Source organism: Ureibacillus yapensis, from assembly GCF_003515775.1.
Taxonomy (GTDB): Bacteria; Bacillota; Bacilli; order Bacillales_A; family Planococcaceae; genus Ureibacillus; species Ureibacillus yapensis.
Map to the genome: position 1 here is coordinate 55,305 of NZ_QWEI01000014.1, position 22,329 is coordinate 77,633.

General features: G+C 42.0%; 19 protein-coding genes and 1 riboswitch. Of the genes, 1 reads left to right on the plus strand and 18 read right to left on the minus strand.

Annotation, left to right across the window (positions count from 1 at the left end; genetic code table 11):
• Positions 1-192: 192 nt before the first annotated feature.
• The 4 genes from pcrA to D1B33_RS17240 form a co-directional block, all read right to left on the minus strand.
• Complete coding sequence (pcrA, locus tag D1B33_RS17225; protein WP_118877650.1) at positions 193-2,448, minus strand: DNA helicase PcrA; 2,256 nt, start codon at positions 2,446-2,448, stop codon at positions 193-195.
• 66 nt (positions 2,449-2,514) lie between these two features.
• Complete coding sequence (gene pcrB, locus D1B33_RS17230) at positions 2,515-3,207, minus strand: heptaprenylglyceryl phosphate synthase (RefSeq protein ID WP_118877651.1); 693 nt, start codon at positions 3,205-3,207, stop codon at positions 2,515-2,517.
• Between the two features lie 263 nt (positions 3,208-3,470).
• Positions 3,471-3,788, minus strand: a complete 318-nt coding sequence (locus D1B33_RS17235; protein WP_118877652.1) for a YerC/YecD family TrpR-related protein — start codon at positions 3,786-3,788, stop codon at positions 3,471-3,473.
• 455 nt (positions 3,789-4,243) lie between these two features.
• Positions 4,244-5,974 carry an adenine deaminase C-terminal domain-containing protein gene (locus tag D1B33_RS17240; protein ID WP_118877653.1) on the minus strand — a complete coding sequence of 577 codons (1,731 nt, stop codon included), beginning with the start codon at positions 5,972-5,974 and terminating at the stop codon, positions 4,244-4,246.
• Between the two features lie 253 nt (positions 5,975-6,227).
• Here D1B33_RS17240 and D1B33_RS17245 point away from each other — a divergent pair, with 253 nt between their 5' ends.
• Positions 6,228-6,977, plus strand: coding sequence for a DUF2892 domain-containing protein (locus D1B33_RS17245; protein ID WP_118877654.1), 750 nt, complete (start codon positions 6,228-6,230; stop codon positions 6,975-6,977).
• Between the two features lie 39 nt (positions 6,978-7,016).
• Here the strand turns inward: D1B33_RS17245 and purD are convergent, their stop codons facing one another.
• The 14 genes from purD to D1B33_RS17320 form a co-directional block, all read right to left on the minus strand.
• Entirely contained in the window at positions 7,017-8,276 is a 1,260-nt protein-coding gene (gene purD, locus D1B33_RS17250) for a phosphoribosylamine--glycine ligase (RefSeq protein ID WP_118877655.1), read from the minus strand.
• 199 nt (positions 8,277-8,475) lie between these two features.
• On the minus strand, positions 8,476-10,002 hold the full coding sequence (gene purH, locus D1B33_RS17260) for a bifunctional phosphoribosylaminoimidazolecarboxamide formyltransferase/IMP cyclohydrolase (protein ID WP_118877657.1): 1,527 nt from the start codon (positions 10,000-10,002) through the stop codon (positions 8,476-8,478).
• Between the two features lie 66 nt (positions 10,003-10,068).
• A complete protein-coding gene (gene purN / locus D1B33_RS17265) occupies positions 10,069-10,653 on the minus strand; it encodes a phosphoribosylglycinamide formyltransferase (RefSeq protein ID WP_118877658.1) in 585 nt (194 codons plus the stop codon).
• Positions 10,650-11,708: a phosphoribosylformylglycinamidine cyclo-ligase gene (gene purM, locus D1B33_RS17270; RefSeq protein ID WP_118877659.1), complete on the minus strand. Its 1,059-nt coding sequence runs from the start codon at positions 11,706-11,708 to the stop codon at positions 10,650-10,652. The genes purN and purM overlap by 4 nt, the downstream gene beginning before the upstream one ends.
• Positions 11,709-11,723: 15 nt before the next feature.
• Positions 11,724-13,148 (minus strand): amidophosphoribosyltransferase, encoded by a 1,425-nt coding sequence (purF, locus tag D1B33_RS17275; protein WP_118877660.1) that lies wholly within the window; start codon positions 13,146-13,148, stop codon positions 11,724-11,726.
• The gene (purL, locus tag D1B33_RS17280; RefSeq protein ID WP_118877661.1) at positions 13,124-15,352 is read right to left on the minus strand and encodes a phosphoribosylformylglycinamidine synthase subunit PurL; all 2,229 of its coding nucleotides are present in this window, start codon (positions 15,350-15,352) and stop codon (positions 13,124-13,126) included. The genes purF and purL overlap by 25 nt, the downstream gene beginning before the upstream one ends.
• The gene (gene purQ / locus D1B33_RS17285; RefSeq protein WP_118877662.1) at positions 15,342-16,022 is read right to left on the minus strand and encodes a phosphoribosylformylglycinamidine synthase subunit PurQ; all 681 of its coding nucleotides are present in this window, start codon (positions 16,020-16,022) and stop codon (positions 15,342-15,344) included. The genes purL and purQ overlap by 11 nt, the downstream gene beginning before the upstream one ends.
• A 2-nt stretch (positions 16,023-16,024) precedes the next feature.
• Positions 16,025-16,273: a phosphoribosylformylglycinamidine synthase subunit PurS gene (gene purS / locus D1B33_RS17290; RefSeq protein ID WP_118877663.1), complete on the minus strand. Its 249-nt coding sequence runs from the start codon at positions 16,271-16,273 to the stop codon at positions 16,025-16,027.
• Between the two features lie 2 nt (positions 16,274-16,275).
• Positions 16,276-16,986, minus strand: coding sequence for a phosphoribosylaminoimidazolesuccinocarboxamide synthase (gene purC / locus D1B33_RS17295; RefSeq protein WP_118877664.1), 711 nt, complete (start codon positions 16,984-16,986; stop codon positions 16,276-16,278).
• Positions 16,987-17,091: 105 nt separating this feature from the next.
• Positions 17,092-18,387 (minus strand): adenylosuccinate lyase, encoded by a 1,296-nt coding sequence (gene purB, locus D1B33_RS17300; protein ID WP_118877665.1) that lies wholly within the window; start codon positions 18,385-18,387, stop codon positions 17,092-17,094.
• Positions 18,384-19,526, minus strand: a complete 1,143-nt coding sequence (gene purK, locus D1B33_RS17305; protein ID WP_118877666.1) for a 5-(carboxyamino)imidazole ribonucleotide synthase — start codon at positions 19,524-19,526, stop codon at positions 18,384-18,386. The genes purB and purK overlap by 4 nt, the downstream gene beginning before the upstream one ends.
• On the minus strand, positions 19,523-20,011 hold the full coding sequence (gene purE, locus D1B33_RS17310) for a 5-(carboxyamino)imidazole ribonucleotide mutase (RefSeq protein ID WP_118877671.1): 489 nt from the start codon (positions 20,009-20,011) through the stop codon (positions 19,523-19,525). The genes purK and purE overlap by 4 nt, the downstream gene beginning before the upstream one ends.
• 163 nt (positions 20,012-20,174) lie before the next feature.
• A riboswitch (purine riboswitch) is annotated at positions 20,175-20,274 on the minus strand.
• A 131-nt stretch (positions 20,275-20,405) separates the two neighbouring features.
• The gene (locus tag D1B33_RS17315; RefSeq protein WP_118877667.1) at positions 20,406-20,594 is read right to left on the minus strand and encodes an NETI motif-containing protein; all 189 of its coding nucleotides are present in this window, start codon (positions 20,592-20,594) and stop codon (positions 20,406-20,408) included.
• A gap of 228 nt (positions 20,595-20,822) precedes the next feature.
• On the minus strand, positions 20,823-21,917 hold the full coding sequence (locus D1B33_RS17320; protein ID WP_118877668.1) for a mechanosensitive ion channel family protein: 1,095 nt from the start codon (positions 21,915-21,917) through the stop codon (positions 20,823-20,825).
• Positions 21,918-22,329 lie beyond the last annotated feature (412 nt).

The window sequence follows — 22,329 nt, forward strand, 5'->3', positions numbered from 1 at the left end:
TTCTTCCTCCATCATCCAAATAATCAGAAAAGCGCAAGCGCCCTGATTAGCCCCCAACGCTGCTTGAGTCGAAAGCATTTTTTGAGCTTTCGACCGAGGGTAGAACCCACACTCAAGAATCAGGCTGGGCAGCTTGCACTGGACACTATTCCAGAATCTAAACTTTATTATTCTTTCAAAGTTTAAGTTCCTTTACCCTTTCGTAATCGGAGCAAATTTAGCTAACAAACGTTTAATCCCTATGTTTGGGAAGGCAATATCCAGCTCCATTCCGTCTCCTTCACCTTTTACGCTAACCACCGTTCCGGTTCCCCACTTGCCATGAATCGCCTTATCGCCCGCTTTCCATTCAAGTTGGTCACCGCCAGTGGATTGGAGGTTGGCAATCTGCGGTTTGGTTTGAACATTGCCCAAAGAACGTCTTCTTTGGCTTTGGGCGCGTTGATTGCGTCTTGCGCCAAATGGCAAGTCTTCATCTAATCGGCTGCCGGATTTGGAAATCTGCTCAATAATGTCTTCCGAAATTTCCTGCAAAAATCGAGAAGGCCTGTTATAACTTGAACGGCCAAACAGCGTACGCGAGCCGGCGCAAGTTAAGTAAAGCCGCTGCTCGGCGCGCGTAATCCCAACATATGCAAGGCGGCGTTCTTCTTCCATCTCTGCTGCATCCTCCAAGGAACGTGAATGCGGGAAGATATTTTCCTCCATTCCAATGATGAAAACAACCGGGAATTCAAGCCCTTTCGCAGCGTGCATCGTCATTAGAATAATACTGCCCTTCGATGTATCCTCTTTATCCATCGAATCAATGTCGGCTACCAAGGCCAAGTCCGTTAAAAATGCAATAAGGGATTTGTCTTCGCTTCGTTCTTCAAACGCTTTTGTAACGGATAAAAACTCTTCAATGTTTTCCAGGCGGCTCTCTGCTTCAATCGACTTTTCATTCTCCAGCATCGTTCGATAACCGGATTTGTCAATCACCTGCTCAACAAGCTCGGTAACAGGCAAATACTCCTGCATCTGCGTAAAGTCTGAAATTAACTTATGGAATTTCTCAGCAGCACTTGCCGCTTTTGCGGTTAACCCCATAAACAACACTTCATTCATCGCATCAAAAATGGAACGGTCTTGCGCAATCGCATAAGTAGCAATCTTTTCGAAAGAGGTCGCTCCAATGCTTCGTTTCGGTTCATTAATAATCCGCGCCAGCGAAAGGTCATCATCATTATTGGCGATCAATCGCAAGTAGGCCAATAAATCCTTGATTTCTTTCCGGTCATAGAACTTTGTGCCGCCCACGATTTGGTAAGTCATATTCGATTTAACGAGTACTTCCTCCATTACACGCGATTGGGCATTGGTACGGTAGAGAATCGCAAAATCATCCAATGTACGGTTTTCCTGTTTCATTAACTTTTGGATCGTTTGCACAACAAACTGTGCTTCATCTTGTTCAGTGACTGCTTTATAAAGAATGATTTTCTCGCCATCCAGATTTTCCGTACGGAGCTTTTTCGGATAGCGGCTTTCATTATGCTCAATCACATCATTTGCCGCTTGCAGAATTCGTTTCGTCGAACGGTAATTTTGTTCCAGCAAAATGACTTTTGCATTCGGATAATCCTTTTCAAAGGATAAGATGTTCCCGATATCAGCACCGCGCCAACGATAGATCGACTGATCGGAATCTCCCACAACACAGATGTTCTTGAATTTACGGGCAAGCATTTGCACAAGTTTATATTGGGAATGGTTTGTATCTTGATACTCATCCACGTGTATGTATTGGAATTTATTTTGATAGAATTCCAGTACTTCAGGAACACGCTCAAATAAGGTGATGGTTGTCATAATCAAATCGTCGAAATCCAGTGATTGGTTTCGGCGGAGTCTTTTTTCGTATCCCTCATATACTTGTGAAATGACTTTTTCATAAGGATTATTTGGGTTGCTGTTCGCTTTGTACATATCCGCTGTGATGCATTCGTTCTTAGCTGAGCTGATGGCATTTAAAATGGCTCTTGGCTCAAAACGCTTCGGGTCAATATTCAACTCTTTCACAACATTTTTTACCACCGTTAATTGATCGCTGGAATCCAGAATGGAGAAGTTTTTTGAAAACCCGATCTGGTCGATATTGCGTCTTAAAATACGAACACACATTGAGTGGAATGTAGATACCCACATACTTTCAGTCGTTCCATTGCCGAGCAGATTATCGATTCGGTCGCGCATCTCCCGCGCCGCCTTATTGGTGAAGGTAATGGCTAATATTTTAGATGGGTACACTTCCTTTTCAACTACTAAGTAGGCGATTCGGTGTGTTAAAACGCGCGTTTTACCGGAACCCGCCCCTGCCATGATCAACAATGGCCCATCCGTCGCTTTCACAGCCTCTGCTTGCTGTGGGTTCATGCCATTCAGCAAATTTTTCGTTATCTGTTCCATGATGCACCGCCTTTACACAAACGTTTGTTCTGTTTTTATTATAACGAATTGTTTTTCATTTTTAAATCATATAACCAATTTTTTAACGGCATCCACTGTTTTTAATGCCTGTTTTAAATCATCATAAATTATATTTCCAACGATTACAGTGTCTGCCAGTTTCGCCATTTCAGCCGCCTGCTCCGGGCTTGTGATGCCGCCGCCGTAAAATAGCTTCGTATCGCTTAATACTTCTTTCACGGAAGAAACAATCTCTGGATCGCCATACGCCCCGCTATATTCAATATAAAAAATCGGCAATTTAAAGTAGTTTTCCGCCAAGCGTGCATAAGCAATAACATCGTCCTTCGTCAAATCCGTTTTTGCTCCCGTTTCCTGCGCTACTTTACAATCCGGATTTAATACACAATAGCCTTCAGCAATTAGTTCATCCCAGACCAAAACATCCCCATATTGCTTGATCGCTTCATGATGGAGATCCTTCACCCATTTCGTATCCGTGCTATTTAAAACGGTTGGAATAAAGTAATAATCAAATCCGGCCAAAATGGACTCTACATTCGAAATTTCCAATGCAACAGGCACGGAAAAGCGTCGAACCCTCAGTAAGATATCGATCACATTATCAATTGTTACATTATCCGTCCCGCCAACCAAAATAACATCCGTTCCCGATTCGCATACTTGTTCCAATGCTTCATCTGAAATTTCCTTCGCCGGATCAATCTTAAATACATGCCGCCAATTTTTATAATCCATTTTCCAGCTTGTCCTCCTATCCACATATCAACTTCTTTTATACAAGCGATTAAAATATTCCTTGCCTGGCAAAGAACCTAATTTATCGCTGACTAACCAAATATTCGAATGTTTTATCGTTTCGTTTACAAGTATAACGTATAGTCTTTTAAAGCCAAAAAGTTTTCATTTTTTAAAATTGCTTCTTTCAAAAACAAAGATAAAAAGCCATCTAGCAGTCTTTATTCCTGACTAACTAAACAGCTTTTTTTGATAAGGTTTTCTTATTTTGAAGCTTGAAACGGTTTCTCGTCTGGATAAAGACGGCCCAACATTTCATCATACGTATCATTTCCATAATCAAAACAGCGGCGCACACGCGAAATTGTGGCAGTGGAAGCACCTGTTTCCTTTTTGATGGATTCATATGTTTTCTTTAAGCGCAGTAAATGAGCTACTTCAAAACGTTGTGCCAACGATTGAATCTCGCTTATCGTACATAAATCATCAAAGAACGCATAACATTCTTCAAGATCTTTTAATTCCAAAACAGCCTTAAATAATTGGTCCGTTTGATGGCCACGAATTTTATCAACCTGCATGAATAAATCATCCTTTCGTTTTGCTGCGAATATGTTAACGAAACCGCGTTTCCTGGGAATGTCGGCGCAAAATGCACCCAGGTTTTACCCGGACTAATTTTGGTTCTCTATCTTCTTCGTCAATCGCTTTTAAAACACCATTCCAACGAACTTCTATCATTATGCCTTGTTGGCCAAATGTGTTATTTAAAAAAATCATACATTCCAAAGTGCAATAGGCTTATTTATTAAAGCATAAATCGCAGCTCATTCCCAGATTAACGTAAATAGGTTTGGCTTTGTTACTGTATCAATAGCCTGTTTTCCTATTTTAGCACTATTATCTGTTTCATAAAAAGTATACGACACTTTTATCTGATAGAGAAGTGAAGCGCTCGCTTTTCAGCACTTTTTTGAGTGTGCTTGCCCGAAAAGCAGGAGAAAACGACTGATTGAATTGCATGAAACTTCACCTATTAGCGCATCACGGCAGGCAACATGACTTTCTTCTTCATAACATCATAAATCCCTCTTGGCGTGATTCGGATATAAGGCAGATGAGTGGATTGCAGGAAGAATAAAGTATAAATTGCGTCCGAATGAGCATAGCCCCTTTCTTTTAATGCTTTTGTGAGTTGTTTTTCATATGCAATCAATTCTTCCATTGTGCCATCATAAAATCTTCCACTGATTTTAAGCGGGATGGAAACAACGACTTCATTATTTTCTGCCAGAACTATTCCACCATTTATTCTTTTTAATTCGTGGAATGCACACTTCATATCCTCTATGCTTTTACCAATTAATATAATATCCCCGGTAGTGGAGTATGAAGAAGCAAATCCTTTTACATGTGTATCAAACCCTTTAATCATGGTGTTGACACGCCATTTCCCATAACGATCGATGAGCATTAAATAGCTTTCTTCATTGCCTGCTGGCAGCTCTTTTCGATTGAATTGCAAATTTATAGAATATGGCTTTGTAATCACTTCATTTACCAATTGAAGACCAATCGGCATCGAAAATTGAAAATCGCTATCCGAAATGTCAAAAGGGATGGAATAGTCTTCGAAAACCGACCAGTCTATCGGTGGAAGAACATCAACTTTTTGGTTCTCGCGCTTTAACCAAACTCCCTTTGATAAAACTGATTCTGGCGTTGGCGACATTTCATTTTTCAGAATATTTAACGTAGCAAATCGCCCGGTTGCTATAAGTCCGTGCAAATGTGTTTTGTTATAATAACGCGCAATATTGTAGGACGCCATATTATAAGCATCCATTGGAGACACACCTTGATGCAGAGCAATGCGAATGCATTGATCCATCACGCCATCTTCATAGAAAGACGGAGATGAACCATCCGTCGTCATCATTAAATGATCGAAAATAGCCAATTTCTTCTCCAATATTCCTGTAAGCAGATGCGGTAAATCGGGACGAATGGATGAATGTCTTAACGTAACATCCATACCATGCAAAACTCTTCTTTCCACATCCTCGACGTCCATCGCTTCATGGTCGCCGTCCACGCCAAACAATTTCATACGGGCAATCGTTTTCTCCGATGCTCCCGGGAAATGGCCTTCTATTCTTTTTTCCTTAAGCTTTGCCGATTGAATCCAGTGAAGCATTAAATCATCACCATCAATTAACCGTGGCCAACCCGTTAACTCGCCGCCAAGAAGCACATCTTCTCTTTGGAGCCACTCAGTGACCGATTTATTGGTAAAGAGTTCATCTTCATTTTCCAGCTGTGATTGTGAGTCAAAACGTGCCCACCAATAAAAAGAAAATGGCAGATTTTTCAACTGATCCAGTATTGTAAACGCTTTCTCGTTAGGGAGTGAAAGCATAAATGTCATATTGTCTGCTATGAATGTGGTTGTACCCCTTTGAGCTGCATATTCAGCGAAAGACTGGGGATTATATAACAAAGTCGGATGCACATGCGGTTCAATATATCCAGGCACCACCACTTTTCCTTCCAAGTCGGTCACTTCAGTAGCTGATAAATTTTCAGGCATTTCTTTACCTACATAAACGATTCGGTCTCCCAAAATCCAAACATTTCCGGTCAGCCATTGTTTTAACACGCTATGTAAATAACGAACATTGGTTAAAACCTTTGATGGCGCCCTTTTTCCATCAATGACTGATACTTGGTTTCGAATTTCACGGATCTTCCAAGTAGACTCTGGCATTTCAAACACTCCCTCCCACTACATATAAAATTTATTTTGTTTAATTAACTTTTATTCGCACATACTAACTTTGCTCAAAAAAGGTGCAATTATTTATTGAGTATCCAATATGCCTTGGCGAATGCTTTCGTTTAAAGGCATGCGCATTCAGTCAAGATTACCTTACTGAATGAATTTTGTGTGTTCATCTTATTATAGCACTTTACTAAATTAAAGTGTTAGGTGGAAATAAATTAAAAAGGAGTGACTTTATATGGAAGAAAACATTTCCGAAAGAAGCGGTTTTGTCCGTTTGGCGCTCGGGGTTGGCATGACTGCATACGGTGCGGCATGCTTAGCAAAGGAATCTAACAATCGCGGAATGGGCGCCTTCTTGATTGCAGCGGGCGCAATGAAAGTGGCAGAAGGTATTTTCCTTTATTGCCCGACAAAGGGCTTAATCAATTCCAATGTGAAGCAAGCCGTTTCAAGCACGTTTAACGACTACCTGGACGGCGGCGATAGCATTATGCAGGCCTACAATGAGTTTTACGAAGGTAAATGGGGCAATAAAGGTAGCTCATCGAATGCATCAGGCAGTACCGGTTCTTCAAGCAGCTCACAAGGTTCAAGTTCTACTGGAGCTACAGTGCAAAATGTTGCACAAGCGGCTTCGCAAGTTGCCCAAGCAGTTTCGAGTGCAACTACGAGTGGCTCTGTAGTTAATGCTGTATCACAAGCAACTAAAACCGTAGCTGATACAGTATCCGGCACTCAAAACAATCAGTCGCAAAATAATAATCAAAATAATAATCAAAACAATAATCAAAATAACCAGAACAACAATCAAAACCAAAACAACAACCAAAATAACCAGAATAAAAATCAAAATCAATCACAAAACAATAACCAGAATAATGCTTCAAATAGCAATCAATCCAATAACCAAAAAAACCAAATCAACAATAATAATCAAAGTAAATCCAATAATTCAAAAAGTGGGCAATCTACACAAAATCATTAAAAGAAAGAAGGCAAGAGGACGCTCTCCTCTTGCCTTCTTTTAGGATTGAAAAGTTCTCCATCCAATATCCTTGCGGTAGAAAAACCCATCCCATTGTTGATGTTCAATGCCGGCATAAACTTTTTCCTGCGCTTCTTTTAAAGTATCTGCTTTCGCGGCAACTAAAAGAACTCGTCCGCCATTTCCGACAAAGTGATCGCCCTCAAGTTTTGTTCCGGCATGATAGACATCAAAGTTTTCCGTTAAGTCTGCCAAGTCTGGAAGTGGATTTCCTTTCTCAACGTCCCCAGGATATCCCTCGGCAGCGATGACCACGCCCAACATTGCTTCGCTGGACCATTGCAAGTCGAAATACTTTTCTTCCATTAACGCTTTCATGAACAAGCCAAAATCAGAACTCATGCGCGGCAAAACAACCTGGGTTTCCGGGTCGCCAAAACGTGCATTGAATTCAATTACTTTCGGTCCCTGCTTTGTTAAGATCAAGCCTGCATACAAGATTCCGGTAAAGCTGGCGCCTTCTTGTTCCATTGCTTTGACTGTCGGTTCCACAACCTCGATATATGCCCGCGCTACCTCATCTTGAGCGATTTGAGGCACTGGAGAATACGCCCCCATGCCCCCGGTGTTCAGCCCTGTATCCCCATCGAAAGCACGTTTGTGGTCTTGCGCGATAACCATCGGATAAATTTGGCCTTTATGGACAAATGACATAAAGGAAAATTCTTCGCCTTCCAAAAACTCCTCGATTACTACACGAGAGGAAGACTCGCCAAAGCGTTGGTTTCCGATCATATCAGTGACTGCATCAATAGCTTCTTGCTCTGTCATTGCCACGATTACGCCTTTACCTGCTGCCAGCCCATCTGCTTTTACAACGATAGGCGCTCCTTGCTTTTGAATATAAGCAATCGCTTTTTCTGCATCGGTAAACGTTTCATATGCAGCGGTTGGAATATTATATTTTTCCATAATTTCTTTGGCATAAGATTTGCTGCCTTCGATTTGCGCGGCAGCTTTTGTTGGCCCAAAAATCGTTAACCCGCGTTCTTGGAAGAAGTCAACAATCCCACCTGCTAACGGCTGCTCTGGTCCTACAAAAGTTAAATCGATTGCCTGCTCTTTTGCAAATTGAGCAAGTCCTGCAAAATCCATTGCATCAAGAGCCACAACTTCCGCATCTTGTTTCATGCCATCATTGCCCGGCGCAACGAATACTTTATTTACCGAAGGAGCTTGATTAAATTTCTTGGCAATGGCATGTTCACGTCCACCACTACCGATTACAAGAATGTTCATTGGGATGACTCCTTTTTGATATTGTGTTTTTTGCGTTTCTATTTGCGAATTTTATAGTTCCATTTGCGATTTTGAGTCCTCTATTTGCGAATATTGAACTTCTATTTGCGATTTTCATGCTCATTTTAAATTTTCAAACTTTCACTCGCGCAATCGGTGAAAACGCTCACCAGATCGATGAGCGCTTCCTACCTCAAAATTAATGTTTAAAGTGACGTACGCCTGTAAATACCATGGCAATGCCAAATTCATTGGCTTTGTCGATGCTATCTTGGTCTTTAATCGATCCGCCTGGCTGGATGATTGCCGTGATGCCTGCTGCCGCTGCCGTTTCTACTGTGTCGTTCATTGGGAAGAAGGCATCCGATGCCAGTGCAGCACCTTTCGCTTTTTCACCCGCTTGTTCCAACGCAATTTTCGCCGAGCCGACGCGGTTCATCTGGCCAGCGCCAACGCCCAAAGTCATTTGCGTATCTGTCACAACGATGGCATTCGATTTTACATGTTTCACTACAGCCCAGCCAAGTTTTAATGCTGCCCATTCTTCCTCGGAAGGCTCGCGATTTGTGACCACTTTAATGTCACTGTCCGCAAAACCAAAAGTGTCCTCTTCTTGAACCAATAGACCGCCCTCAACCGAAACTACTTTCAGCTGATCTTGTTTTTCTTGTGCAAAGTTGATTGTCAGCAATCGAATGTTTTTCTTCTTCGTCAAGATGGATAAAGCTTCTTCCGTAAAGGATGGTGCAATAATAATTTCCAGGAAAATGCCGCTTAATTTTTCTGCAGTTGCCGCATCCACTTCACGGTTCAAGGCAATAATTCCGCCAAAAATCGAAGTTGGATCTGCTTCGTACGCTTTATCGAATGCTTCCTCGATAGTAGCCCCAGTACCTACTCCGCATGGATTCATATGTTTTACCGCTACGGCAGCCGGCATGCTAAACTCTTTTACAATTTGAAGAGCCGCGTTGCCATCTTGAATATTATTATAGGATAACTCTTTTCCGTGCAATTGCGTTGCATAAGCCAATGAAAAATCAGAGCTCAAACGTTTTTGGTAAAACGCTGCTTTTTGGTGGGGGTTCTCGCCATAACGCAACGTTTGCTTTAATTCATAAGTCATCGTTAAGTTTTCAGGGAATTCTTCTTCCGTTAAATAATTGGAGATATACGAATCATAAGCTGCCGTGTGACGGAAAACTTTTGCTGCCAAACGTTTACGCGTTTCAAGTGTTGTTGCACCTTGCACTTTCAATTCTTCCAACACGTGTGCATAGTCTTTCGCATCCACGATCACCGTTACATATTGATGATTTTTTGCAGCAGAACGAAGCATCGTCGGTCCACCGATGTCAATGTTTTCAATCGCGTCATCCCAAGTCACATCTGGTTTTGAAATTGTTTCTACAAACGGATACAGATTTACACAAACAATTTCAATCGGTTCAATTCCGTGTTCGGTCATTTGCGCTTGGTGAGAAGGATCGTCAAATTTACCTAAAAGACCTCCATGGATTAATGGATTCAATGTTTTCACACGGCCATCCAAAATTTCCGGGAATTTTGTCACTTCATCAACCGCTGTTACCGGCACATTGTTTTCCTGCAACATTTTTTTCGTTCCACCAGTTGATAAAATCTCATAATCCAATGCTACTAATTCTTTCGCAAACTCCAATATACCTTCCTTATCTGAAACACTAATCAGTGCACGTTTTGCCACAAAAAAGACCTCCAATATGTAAATTAAAAATATGTAACTCTTCCACTAAGCTTCTTCGCCAGAAGCTCAGTGAATCAAATTAATTTCATCAGCAAATAATTTTTTCAATGTTGTTGTATATAATTTATGTTCCGCTGCATGGATACGGGCTTCGGTTGCTTCTCGATCTCCTTCCACCACTTCCACTGCAGCTTGGCTAAGAATTGGACCTGTATCCATTCCTTCATCCACAAAATGAACGGTTACCCCCGTAATTTTCACGCCATGCGCCAGTGCCTGCCCGATTGCATCCTTGCCTGGGAAGGAAGGAAGCAAAGAAGGGTGGATATTGACAATCCGATTGGCGTATGAGGCAAGCAATTTGCTGCCAATGAGCCTCATATAACCCGCAAGTATAACCCATTCCACTTCATGTTCTTCCAGGATGTTGACAATCTCTGTTTCATACGCTTCTTTTGATTCGTAATGTTTGGCAATGAATGAAAACACCGGGATGTTGAATTTTTCCGCACGTTTTACGATGGGTGCGTTCGGTTTATCCGTTAATACGATTTCAATTTGCGCATCAAGTTCACCACGGTCAATTGCTTCTTGGATTGCTTGAAAATTACTTCCGCTTCCGGAGGCAAAAACTGCGATCTTCGTCGTCATTCCACCAAGCTCCCATCATGCTCGCCGTTAAATACAACACCTTTCCCTTTAACTACAGAGCCGATTTTGTAAGCTTTTTCTCCGTTCTCTTCTGCAATGGCAATCACTTTGTCCGCTTCGGAAGCAGGAACGGATAACACAAACCCAATCCCCATATTGAACACGTTATACAAATCTTTATCAGCCAAGGCCCCTTTATCTTTCAAAAACTCAAAAATCGGCAATACTGGCCAAGACCCTAAATTGATTTCCGTTACCAGTCCCTCAGGCATCATACGCGGCAAATTCTCATAGAAACCGCCGCCGGTAACATGCGCCATGCCATGAATATCCACTTGCTTCAGCAGTTCCAAAACAGATTTGGCATAGATTTTTGTTGGAGCAAGCAACGCCTTGCCAATCGGTCCAAGCTCTTCATAGCCCTCAACAATTTCATCCACCGCGAAGTTGTGATCGGAAAAGACAATTTTGCGAACCAAGGAATAGCCGTTTGAATGTACGCCGCTTGAAGCTAGACCAACAAGAACGTCACCTTCTGCAATTCGTTCACCCGTGATTACATTTGCTTTTTCGCAAGCTCCCACTGCAAAGCCAGCCAAATCGTATTCATCTTCTTCATAAAGTCCCGGCATTTCGGCTGTCTCCCCGCCGATTAAGGCAGCTCCTGCTTGTACGCAGCCATCCGCCACGCCTTTAACGATTTGTTCAATCTTTTTAGGCTCTGCCTTCCCTACTGCTACATAATCCAGGAAATAAAGCGGCTCTGCCCCTTGCGCAACAATATCATTGACGCACATGGCTACACAATCCACACCAATCGTGTCATGTTGATCGACCATAAAAGCGAGCTTTAATTTTGTTCCTACACCGTCAGTCCCTGAGATGAGAACAGGTTCTTTTAAGTTTAAAGAAGACAAATCAAACATGCCTCCAAAGCCACCAAACGTACCCATTACACCGAGACGGTTTGTTCGTTCGACGTGTGATTTCATGCGTTGTACCGCTTCGTAGCCAGCTTCAATATTTACGCCTGCTTGTTCATATGCTTTTGACATGATTTTAAGTTCTCCTTATCGTTGTAGTTCCTTCACATGCGGCAATACTGTATCCGAGAATATTTCAGTTGGGTAATCCCCCGTAAAGCAAGCCATGCAAAGACCGCGATTTTCATCCTCAAATGGGCGCGCAGTCGCTTCAATCAGACCTTCCGCCGAAAGGAATGTTAACGAATCGGCACCGATTGCTTCGCAAATTTCCTCCACGCTTTTACCGGCTGCAATCAGCTCTTCATCCGATGAAATATCAATTCCGTAAAAGCATGGATTTTTCATCGGAGGTGACGAAATGACAACATGTACTTCCGTTGCACCGGCTTCCTTCAGCATTGTGACAATCCTACGCGATGTTGTACCGCGTACGATCGAATCATCTACCATGACTACTCGTTTGCCTTTAACCACTTGTACAACCGGCGAAAGTTTCATTTTCACGCCACGTTCACGCAATTCCTGTGTGGGTTGGATGAAAGTTCGTCCTGTATATTTATGCTTAATCAGCCCAAGCTCGTATGGAATGCCAGTTTCTTCGGAAAATCCTATAGCCGCAGAGATAGATGAATCCGGAACTCCGGTTACAACATCCGCCTCGATACCTGCGCATTCTTTTGCCAATTGTTTTCCCATGCGTTTACGTGCTGTATGAATATTGATTTCATCAATGTTTGAATCAGGGCGTGCGAAGTATACATATTCCATTGCACACATGGCACGTTTTTCGATATCCACAAAACGGTCTTCTTCAAGGCCTCGATCCGTGATAAGCAATAATTCCCCTGGTTCCACATCACGGATAAACTCCGCGCCAATAAGATCGAAGGCACATGTTTCGGAGGCAACAACATACGAATCGCCCAATTTGCCAAGCGATAAAGGACGCAATCCATTGCGGTCACGCGCAACCATCATGCCCTCTTTGGTAAGGATCAAGAAGGAGAACGCTCCTTTCAATAAAGAAAGCGCTTCTTTTACTTGTGCCCGGAAACCGGGTTTTTTGCTTTTCTTAATTAAATGAACGACCACTTCCGTGTCTGAAGTCGAATGAAAAATATTCCCCGAGCGTTCCAGATGCTGTTTTAAGTGATTGGCATTGACCAGATTTCCGTTATGCGCAATAGCAAGCGAACCAGTGGATGAGCGGAACAGAAGCGGCTGAACATTTTCGAGTCCGCCTCCACCGGCAGTTGTATAGCGAACATGCGCAATGGCTGCATCACCCTTGGCATTTATCAATTTTTCTTCATTGAATACATCATTGACAAGTCCTTCACCTTTTACCGCACGCAAGCTTTCGCCGTCTGTTACGACAATTCCCGCTCCTTCTTGGCCACGGTGCTGAAGTGCATGAAGTCCGTAATAACTTAAGTGGGCGGCATTCGGGTGTCCCCAGATCCCGAATACGCCACATTCCTCATTTAAGCCTCTGATTTCACCAAGCATGGGATTGCTCCTTTCCAAGCTGAACGGAATTCCTCGACAGATCCTGTAACAAGATTGCCAGATTCATCGTTGATTGATAGGTTCGCATCATCTGTAACAAATCCTATTTTCTTTGCATCTGGAATGATTTTTTCAAATGCCGCTGTGTTTTCTTCTTTTACCGTTACAACAAAACGAGACTGTGATTCACTGAATAAAGCTGTTACTGCGGAGCCTTCCAATGTTACATTCACACCTAAACCGTCAGAACCGAAAGTTTTTTCGGCCAATGCAACTGCTACGCCGCCTTCCGACACATCATGGGCTGATTGAAGAAGACCTTCTCTAATCGCTGTTAAGATTGCTTCCTGGCGTTGTGCTTCTAAATCTAAATCAATGCGAGGCGCTTTGCCGAAAATCTTGCCGTGAACAAGCTTTTGCAATTCAGATCCACCAAACTCGGTGAACGTTTCTCCTACTAGGTAAACAACATCTCCAGCTTGTTTCACTTGTTGTGTCGTCACTTGCGTTAAATCATCTATTAATCCAACCATACCGATTGTCGGTGTTGGGTATACAGCTTCGCCCGAGCGTTCGTTGTAAAGTGAAACGTTACCACCGATTACTGGTGAATTTAAGGCATTACAAGCTGCCGCAATACCATCGGCGGATTTTTCAATTTGCCAAAAGATTTCAGGTTTTTCAGGGTTACCAAAGTTTAAGCAATCTGTAATCGCCAGTGGACGGCCACCTGAAGCTACGATATTACGCGCTGCTTCCGCTACGGCAATTTTCCCGCCCGTTTCAGGATCCAGGTAGATATAGCGAGAGTTGCAATCCGTTGTCATGGCAAGACCTTTGTTGGTACCGCGCACGCGTAACACCGCAGCATCCGAACCAGGTGCCACTACTGTGTTTGTGCGAACTTGGTAATCGTATTGGTCATACACCCACTCTTTTGAAGCAATTGTTGGTGCTTGCAGCAATGCTTTTAATGTTTCTTTATAGTCAGCTACTTGCGGTTCACTGTTTTCAATTGCTTGGAACTCGGCAAAATAAGCAGGCTCTTTTGATGGTTTATGGTAAACCGGTGCATCCTCAGCAAGTGCATCAGCTGGAACTTCTGCTACTACTTCACCTTTGTGCACTAAACGAAGCATTTTATCATCCGTCACATGGCCAATCGCTACAGCATCCAGGCCATATTTATCAAAAATCGCTTTAATCTCATCTTCGCGCCCTTTTTTCACAACAAGCAGCATACGTTCCTGAGATTCCGACAACATCATTTCATAAGCTGTCATCCCTGTTTCACGCTGAGGAACTAAATCCAGGTTCATCTCGACACCGGAACCAGCTTTTGAAGCCATCTCCGCAGAAGATGAAGTAAGACCTGCTGCTCCCATATCTTGAATACCGACCAAAGCATCTGATTTTACAACTTCCAAGCAAGCTTCAAGCAACAGTTTTTCCATGAATGGATCTCCTACTTGAACAGCCGGGCGTTTTTCTTCAGAAGCTTCTGACAGTTCTTCCGACGCAAACGTTGCACCGTGAATCCCATCACGTCCTGTTTTTGCACCAACATACATGACTGTATTTCCTGTACCAGCTGCAATTCCTTTTTGAATGTCTTTGTGGTCGATCAATCCAACACACATTGCATTTACAAGCGGATTTCCTTCGTAACATGGATCGAACTGGATTTCCCCGCCTACTGTTGGAATTCCGATACAATTTCCGTAACCCGCAATCCCTGCCACTACTTCTTCAAATAAATACTTTCCGCGCTCGGATTGCAATTCGCCAAAACGCAATGAGTTCAACATAGCGATTGGACGGGCACCCATTGAAAATACGTCGCGGATGATGCCGCCTACCCCTGTTGCTGCCCCTTGATAAGGTTCAATTGCGGAAGGATGGTTATGTGACTCCATTTTAAATACAACCGCTTGCTCATCGCCGATATCGACAATCCCCGCACCTTCTCCAGGTCCTTGCAATACTTGCGGTCCTTTTGTCGGGAACTTGCGCAATACCGGTTTTGAGTTTTTATAAGAACAATGTTCGGACCACATAACAGAGAATAACCCTGTTTCAGTCCAGTTTGGAAGGCGACCCAGAATTTTTTCCACCATTGCAAATTCTTCGTCTGACATTCCCATTCCAGCATAAAGTTTTTGGTCTTTGATTTGCTCTTGTGTTGGTTCTAAACTAGCTGACATGTGATTCCCTCCACATTTTCACAATTGATTTAAATACTTTTAATCCGTCGTCACTCCCAAGCAATGCATCGACTGCACGCTCTGGGTGAGGCATCATTCCAAGCACGTTGCCGCGTTCATTGACAATGCCTGCAATATCTTCAAGACTGCCGTTCGGATTGTCGCCTGAATATGTAAATACGATTTGATTGTTCGCTTTTAATTTCGCTAGCGTTTCGTCGTCACAGAAGTAGTTTCCTTCTCCGTGAGCAATTGGGATATTAATGATTTGCCCTGCTTCATATTGATTGGTAAACAATGTGTCATTGTTTTCTACTTTCAACTGTACTGTACGGCACATGAATTTCAGGTTTTTATTTCGAAGCAATGCACCTGGAAGCAATCCTGCCTCCGTTAAAATCTGGAATCCGTTGCAGACGCCCAATACCGGTTTCCCGGCTTCGGCTGCTTTTTTCACTTCCGCCATCACATTGGATTGGTTTGCCATCGCACCGCAACGTAAATAGTCGCCATAAGAGAAACCGCCCGGTACCAAAATGCCATCAAATTCGCTTAAATCCGTAGCATCATGCCAAACGTATTCTACTTCTTCGCCAAGTTCGTCCTTAATCGCATGATACATATCGATGTCACAATTGGACCCAGGGAAAACGAGTACTGCGAATTTCATGATTAGTTTGCCTCCTCGACTTCATAGCGGTAATCTTCTATCACTGTGTTTGCAAGAAGCTTTTCGCACATTTCTTTTACTAAAACATCCAGGTCACGGTCCGTATCGCCAATAACAACTTCCAAGTATTTTCCGATGCGAACGTCCTCTACTTCGTTGTAGCCCATTTTCGCCAATGAACCTTGTACAGCGGAACCTTGTGGATCAAGCACACTTTCACGTAATGTCACGTAGATTTTAACTTTAGTCATTGTTATTTTCCTCCAAGTCTAGCAAGAATAATTTCATATACATCTGTTAAACTGCCCAAATCACGACGGAACACGTCTTTATCAAGCTTTTGTTTTGTTTCTGCATCCCACAGGCGGCAAGTATCAGGCGAGATTTCATCTGCCAACAGCACATTGCCATCTTTGTCACGGCCAAATTCAAGCTTAAAGTCTACTAAAATAACGCCAACTTCTTCAAAGATTGGTTGAAGGACACTATTAACCTTTAACCCAAGCTCATATAACGTTTCTACTTCTTCTTTTGTCGCAATTCCCAAAATATCGATATGGTCGTTATTGATGATTGGATCGCCCAATGCGTCGTCTTTATAGTAAAACTCTACAATTGTTCGCGGTAAAGCTGTGCCTTCTTCAAATCCAAGTCGTTTTGCAAGACTACCGGCAGCGATATTACGAACGACAACCTCGATTGGAATAATATCAACCTTGCGAACGAGTTGTTCATTTTCAGAAATGCGCTCTACAAAATGTGAGTCAATTCCGTGAGTTTTTAATTTTTCGAATATTAATGTTGTAATTCGGTTGTTCAAGATGCCTTTTCCTTCGATTTCGGCTTTCTTCTCACCGTTAAACGCAGTCGCACTGTTTTTATATTCGACAAACAGAATATCTTCTTGTTCTGTTTCATATAAACGTTTTGCTTTTCCTTCGTATAAAAGCTGGCCTTTATTCATGGCGCGTGCCTCCAGTTCATTTCCACCCATCTCTCAATCCATCATAGGCGAGAGATGAATGGCATCATTTTTAATAAAGTCAATTTTCGCAAGAGGTTGCTTGAATTAGTTCAACCCTAGACGTTCAAAGATCATGTCCACATTTTTGATGTGGTAATTGTAGTCAAAGCAATCGTCAATTTCTTCTTTTGATAAGTAAGAAGTGATTTTCTCATTGTCTTCAACTAATGGACGGAACTGAGTTTGTTCATCCCAAGCACGTGCCGTTAATGGCTGCACTGTATCATAAGCCTCTTCACGGGATAATCCTTTATCGATTAACGCAAGCAAAATGCGCTGCGAGTAAATTAAACCGAATGTACGCTCCATGTTGCGCTTCATGTTTTCAGGGAACACAGTCAGGTTTTTCACAATGTTTCCGAAACGATTTAACATGTAATTTAGGGCAATTGTTGCATCCGGGATGATGACGCGTTCTGCCGATGAATGTGAGATATCGCGTTCATGCCATAATGGCACATTCTCATATGCAGTCATCATATAACCGCGCATCAATCTTGCCATGCCCGTCATGTTCTCGGAACCGATTGGGTTGCGTTTATGCGGCATTGCAGAAGAACCTTTTTGTCCTTTGGCAAATGCTTCTTCGACTTCGCGTGTTTCTGATTTTTGAAGACCGCGCACTTCTGTTGCAAATTTTTCAATGGAAGTTGCAATCAGCGCCAATGTTGAGAAGTATTGGGCATGACGGTCACGCTGCAATGTTTGCGTGGAGATTGGAGCCGCCGCCAAGCCTAGTTTTTCACAAACATATTGTTCAACAAAAGGATTAATATTGGCATAGGTACCTACAGCGCCTGACATTTTCCCTGTTTCGATCACTTCTGCAGCTGCATCAAAGCGTTCCAGATTACGTTTCATTTCTTCACGCCATAAAGCAAGTTTCAAGCCGAATGTTGTCGGCTCCGCGTGCACCCCGTGTGTACGTCCCATCATTACCGTGTATTTATGCTCTTTCGCTTTTTCCGTTAAGATCTCGATGAAATTGACGATATCTTTGCGCAGAATCGTGTTTGCTTGTTTGATTAAATAAGATAACGCCGTATCGACTACGTCTGTTGAAGTTAAACCATAGTGGACCCATTTGCGTTCTTCTCCGCACGTTTCGGAAACGGCACGAGTGAATGCAACAACGTCATGGCGAGTTTCTTGTTCAATTTCGTAAATGCGGTTAATGTCAAATGAGGCATTCTGGCGAAGCAATTTAACATCCTCTTTTGGAATTTCCCCAAGTTCAGCCCAAGCTTCACAAGCCAAAATTTCAACTTCCAACCAAGCTTTGAATTTGTTTTCTTCTGTCCAGATTGCGCCCATTTCCGGACGAGTATAACGTTCAATCATTGTTTCGTCTCCTTTGATTCCGACCAGATGCCGGATTCTTCGATTTTGTTAAGTGTGTTGTCAAGATCATCTGTCAAGATTGTCACATGTCCCATTTTACGATTTACTTTGGCTTGTGTCTTGCCATAAAGATGAATCGACCAATCAGGATGTTTGGCAATGCTATTCGTTAAGGGCACAACATGCTGCCCCAGTACGTTCACCATAATGGATGGCTGCAATAGATTCGGTTCACGAAGCGGCCACCCGCATACTGCCCGAATATGCTGAGTGAATTGAGATACATTGCAAGCTTCAATTGAATAATGTCCTGAATTATGAGGTCTTGGCGCAAGTTCATTAATGACAATCTGGCCATCCTCCAGTACAAACATTTCAACAGCCAATGTACCAACCAGCTGCAAGTGGTTTGCAATCTTTTTCGCTGCTTCGATTGCACGCTCATAAGTAAGGTCAGTGATTCGTGCCGGAACAATCGTTTCATGCAAAATATGATTCACATGAATATTCTCTCCCACCGGAAGGCAGTAAGTTTCACCGTTGCCATTTCTTTGAACAATGACAGAGATTTCTTTTTCAAAAGGTACAAATCCTTCAGCTACACACACAGAGTGGCCAAAAAGGTTTTTTGCTAAAGGCAAATCTTCTTTGGAATTTAATTGCTGCTGGCCTTTTCCATCATAGCCACCACGTGCCGTTTTCACAATACATGGATAGCCGATTTGATCAATTTGACCGACTAACTCTTCGAATGTTTCCGCTACTATGTAAGGTGCAACAGGGCAACCTGCTTCAACAATTGCAGCTTTTTCGGTCACACGATTTTGAGTGATTCGAACCAGTTCTGCACCTTGTGGAACATACGCAATTTCTGTCAGTCTCTTTAAGCCGGCATAATCGATGTTTTCAAATTCGAAAGTAATGACATCACTTACTTCGGCCAGTTCCTCCAAAGCTGCTTCATCATCGTAGGAAGCGACGATTCGAATATCCGCTACTTGCCCGCATGGGGAATCCATCGCCGGCTCAAGGACGGCAATCTTAAAACCTGCTTCTTTTGCCGAGAGGGCCATCATGCGTCCTAACTGTCCGCCGCCAATGATACCAATTGTTTGTCCTGGTAAAATCATTCTCGTCATGATAAGTCACCTGAACTTTCCAACACTTGCTGCTTGATGGCTTCACGTCGATTTGCAAGTGTATTTGCCAATTCTGTATCTGTAATTGATAAAATTTGAGCTGCCAATAACCCTGCATTCGTTGCCCCCGCTTTTCCGATTGCCACTGTTGCCACAGGAACACCACCAGGCATTTGAACGATTGACAATAATGAATCCAATCCATTTAACGCTTTCGATTGAACCGGTACGCCGATGACAGGCAAAGTTGTTTTGGCTGCAACCATTCCCGGTAAGTGGGCTGCTCCGCCTGCGCCTGCTATAATTACTTGAATTCCTCTAGAGCGTGCATTTTCCGCATATTCAAACATAAGATCTGGCGTTCGATGTGCAGAGACTACTTGCTTTTCATAAGGCACTTTCAATTCATCAAGAATATCGCATGCATATTTCATCGTTTCCCAATCACTGGTACTTCCCATGATGACACCGACTTTTGGATTCATCTCAATCTCTCCTTCAACCTTGCTATCTATTGTAAAATCTTCATAAACATATAAAAAGCCCACAAATATTCCACTTTCTCTAATGCAAAGAAAGCAGAATACTTGAGGGCTTAAATTTTATAGGAAATGTAGTAAACATCGTACGTCTACACCTCTCTAATGCCAAAAGTTTGCTTTCCCGCATAGTCCAACATTTACGGCGTTGGGTAGAGACACTAGAGCCATATTCTCTAGCATATATGTGGGAGGTACTATTGATTTATTTCAAAATTTCTTGTATCAAGATTTATTGCTATGTTCACATTTTAACAAGCTATCTACAGAAAATCAATGAAAAAATGCGAACAATAAATTTTCAGAAAACGGTAATGTTCGGTTTTTAGGCATATTATTTTTATTCTTCTATTAAAACACCTTTAAATTTAATTTTTTGGCGTAAATAGGTTGGCTCTCCATTTTCGATATGGAAAACGGGCTCCTCTTTGCGTCCCATCGCCATATAGCCTTGTTGTTTCATACGCTCCAGGCATTGTTCGATTGTTTCGTTTTCTTCTACTTCAAACCAAAGCTGTTTTTTCCCCATTGAAAATTCCTTCCTATTATCGTTCTGTACATATCAAATTTTTACTTATTATACTCCTTATCCGTTAAAGCACAACCAACAATCTCTAATTTAATTATTTTCGGAAGATTCGATAAATCGCCAATTCAATCTTCCATTTCAATTACCCCTTATTTTAGGATAGGTAAATGATAAGAAAAGTAGGTAGAACAAAAAAGGTGGCTTCCAATGATGGAGCCACCTTGATCTTTAGCTTGGTATTATTTCTTTATTGAATTTTGGCAATTTAAAGGATTCTGGGTCCACCATTTTTATTGCCGCCCGATCCATCACTTGTTTAATAACAAACAAAATATCCTGCTGCACTTCATATCTCTCTTGAAGTTCATTGGAGGGAATATAATAACTTACAAACATTCGATAATAATCTGCTTGGAACTCGTCTATATAAACCATAATCAAGTCTTCTTTTGAAGTGAGCGGATGTAAGATGATTTGTTTATTCACTTCATTACATGCACTTCGGATCACTTCTTCCGGATGCTCTGTGGAAAGATAAAAGTAGGATTGAATTTTCCTTTTTTCCCGTGCTGTAAGGTTATAGATAGGCCGGTTCATCAAGTAAGCATTTGGTACATAGACAGTCCCTTGGTCAGGCGTGGAAATTAAAGTGGAACGAAGATTGATATCCTCAATCACGCCTTCAATATTATTATCTTCGCTAACAATATAATCGCCTACCTTAAAAGGCTTATCAAAAGCCATTGATAGCCCGCCAAAGATATGAGAAGAAGTATCCCTTACCCCAAAGGCAAGAGCCACACTGGTAAGCCCTATTCCTGTTAAAAATCCATTTAAATTAAAGTTCCATAACGATGCAATCAATACAATGGCAATAATCGCAAGCAATGCATTAATCACACGCAACATAAAAGGAGTCAGCCGCGTCGACTTCTTTACATCTAAATGAAAAGCTTCTGGATCATTTGCATAGTAATTTAAAACATCAATCATTCCTTTGATGAAATAAAACACCATCAAGGAATAAAAAACGTTGCGCACAGCTCGATTGGAAAAAAGGGATACCTCTATTAAATAAGACAATGATAAAAAAATAATCACTGTAAAAATGGCATGCCTGATTTCCCTGCTAAAATGCTCAATGACCCGTGCAGTCATAATCTTTGACTTCTTTTCAAAGAAATTAGCGATTTTTTTTACAATCAATTTCATTAAATAATGCTGTAATAACCAGCCTATTATAATAATGCCTACAGTAGTTAGAATGTCTGTCCAAGTTGGCACTGCCAAATTAGGATAGAGCCAATAAATCGATTCAACCATAGTTCTCTTACTCCTATTTTTCTTTGGATATTAGTCCATATCCTTAATGCGGAAAACTTAAATAATCATAACATTTGTTTACGCCCTTTGATAACGGCTTTGGCTTCAAGTTCTACTATCAATTTAGTTTACCCATGGCAGAGAAAATTATTTTACTTCAAGATTTTACATATCGTACTATGAGGCCATAAAAAAATGACGGTTTACTTGCGCATTTACCTCACATGCCAAAAGCAAAGAGCCAGGTTACAGACTCATTTTCAAATTGGGTTAGGAGCGAACAAAAATCTGTACGAGATCCTCTTTTGATTTGTGTCAGTTGGAGACTTATTGATAAATAAGCGATTACTTTAAACATAAAAAAAACCGCTGACTGTTCAGCGGTTTTAAAGTGCCTAGCGACGTCCTACTC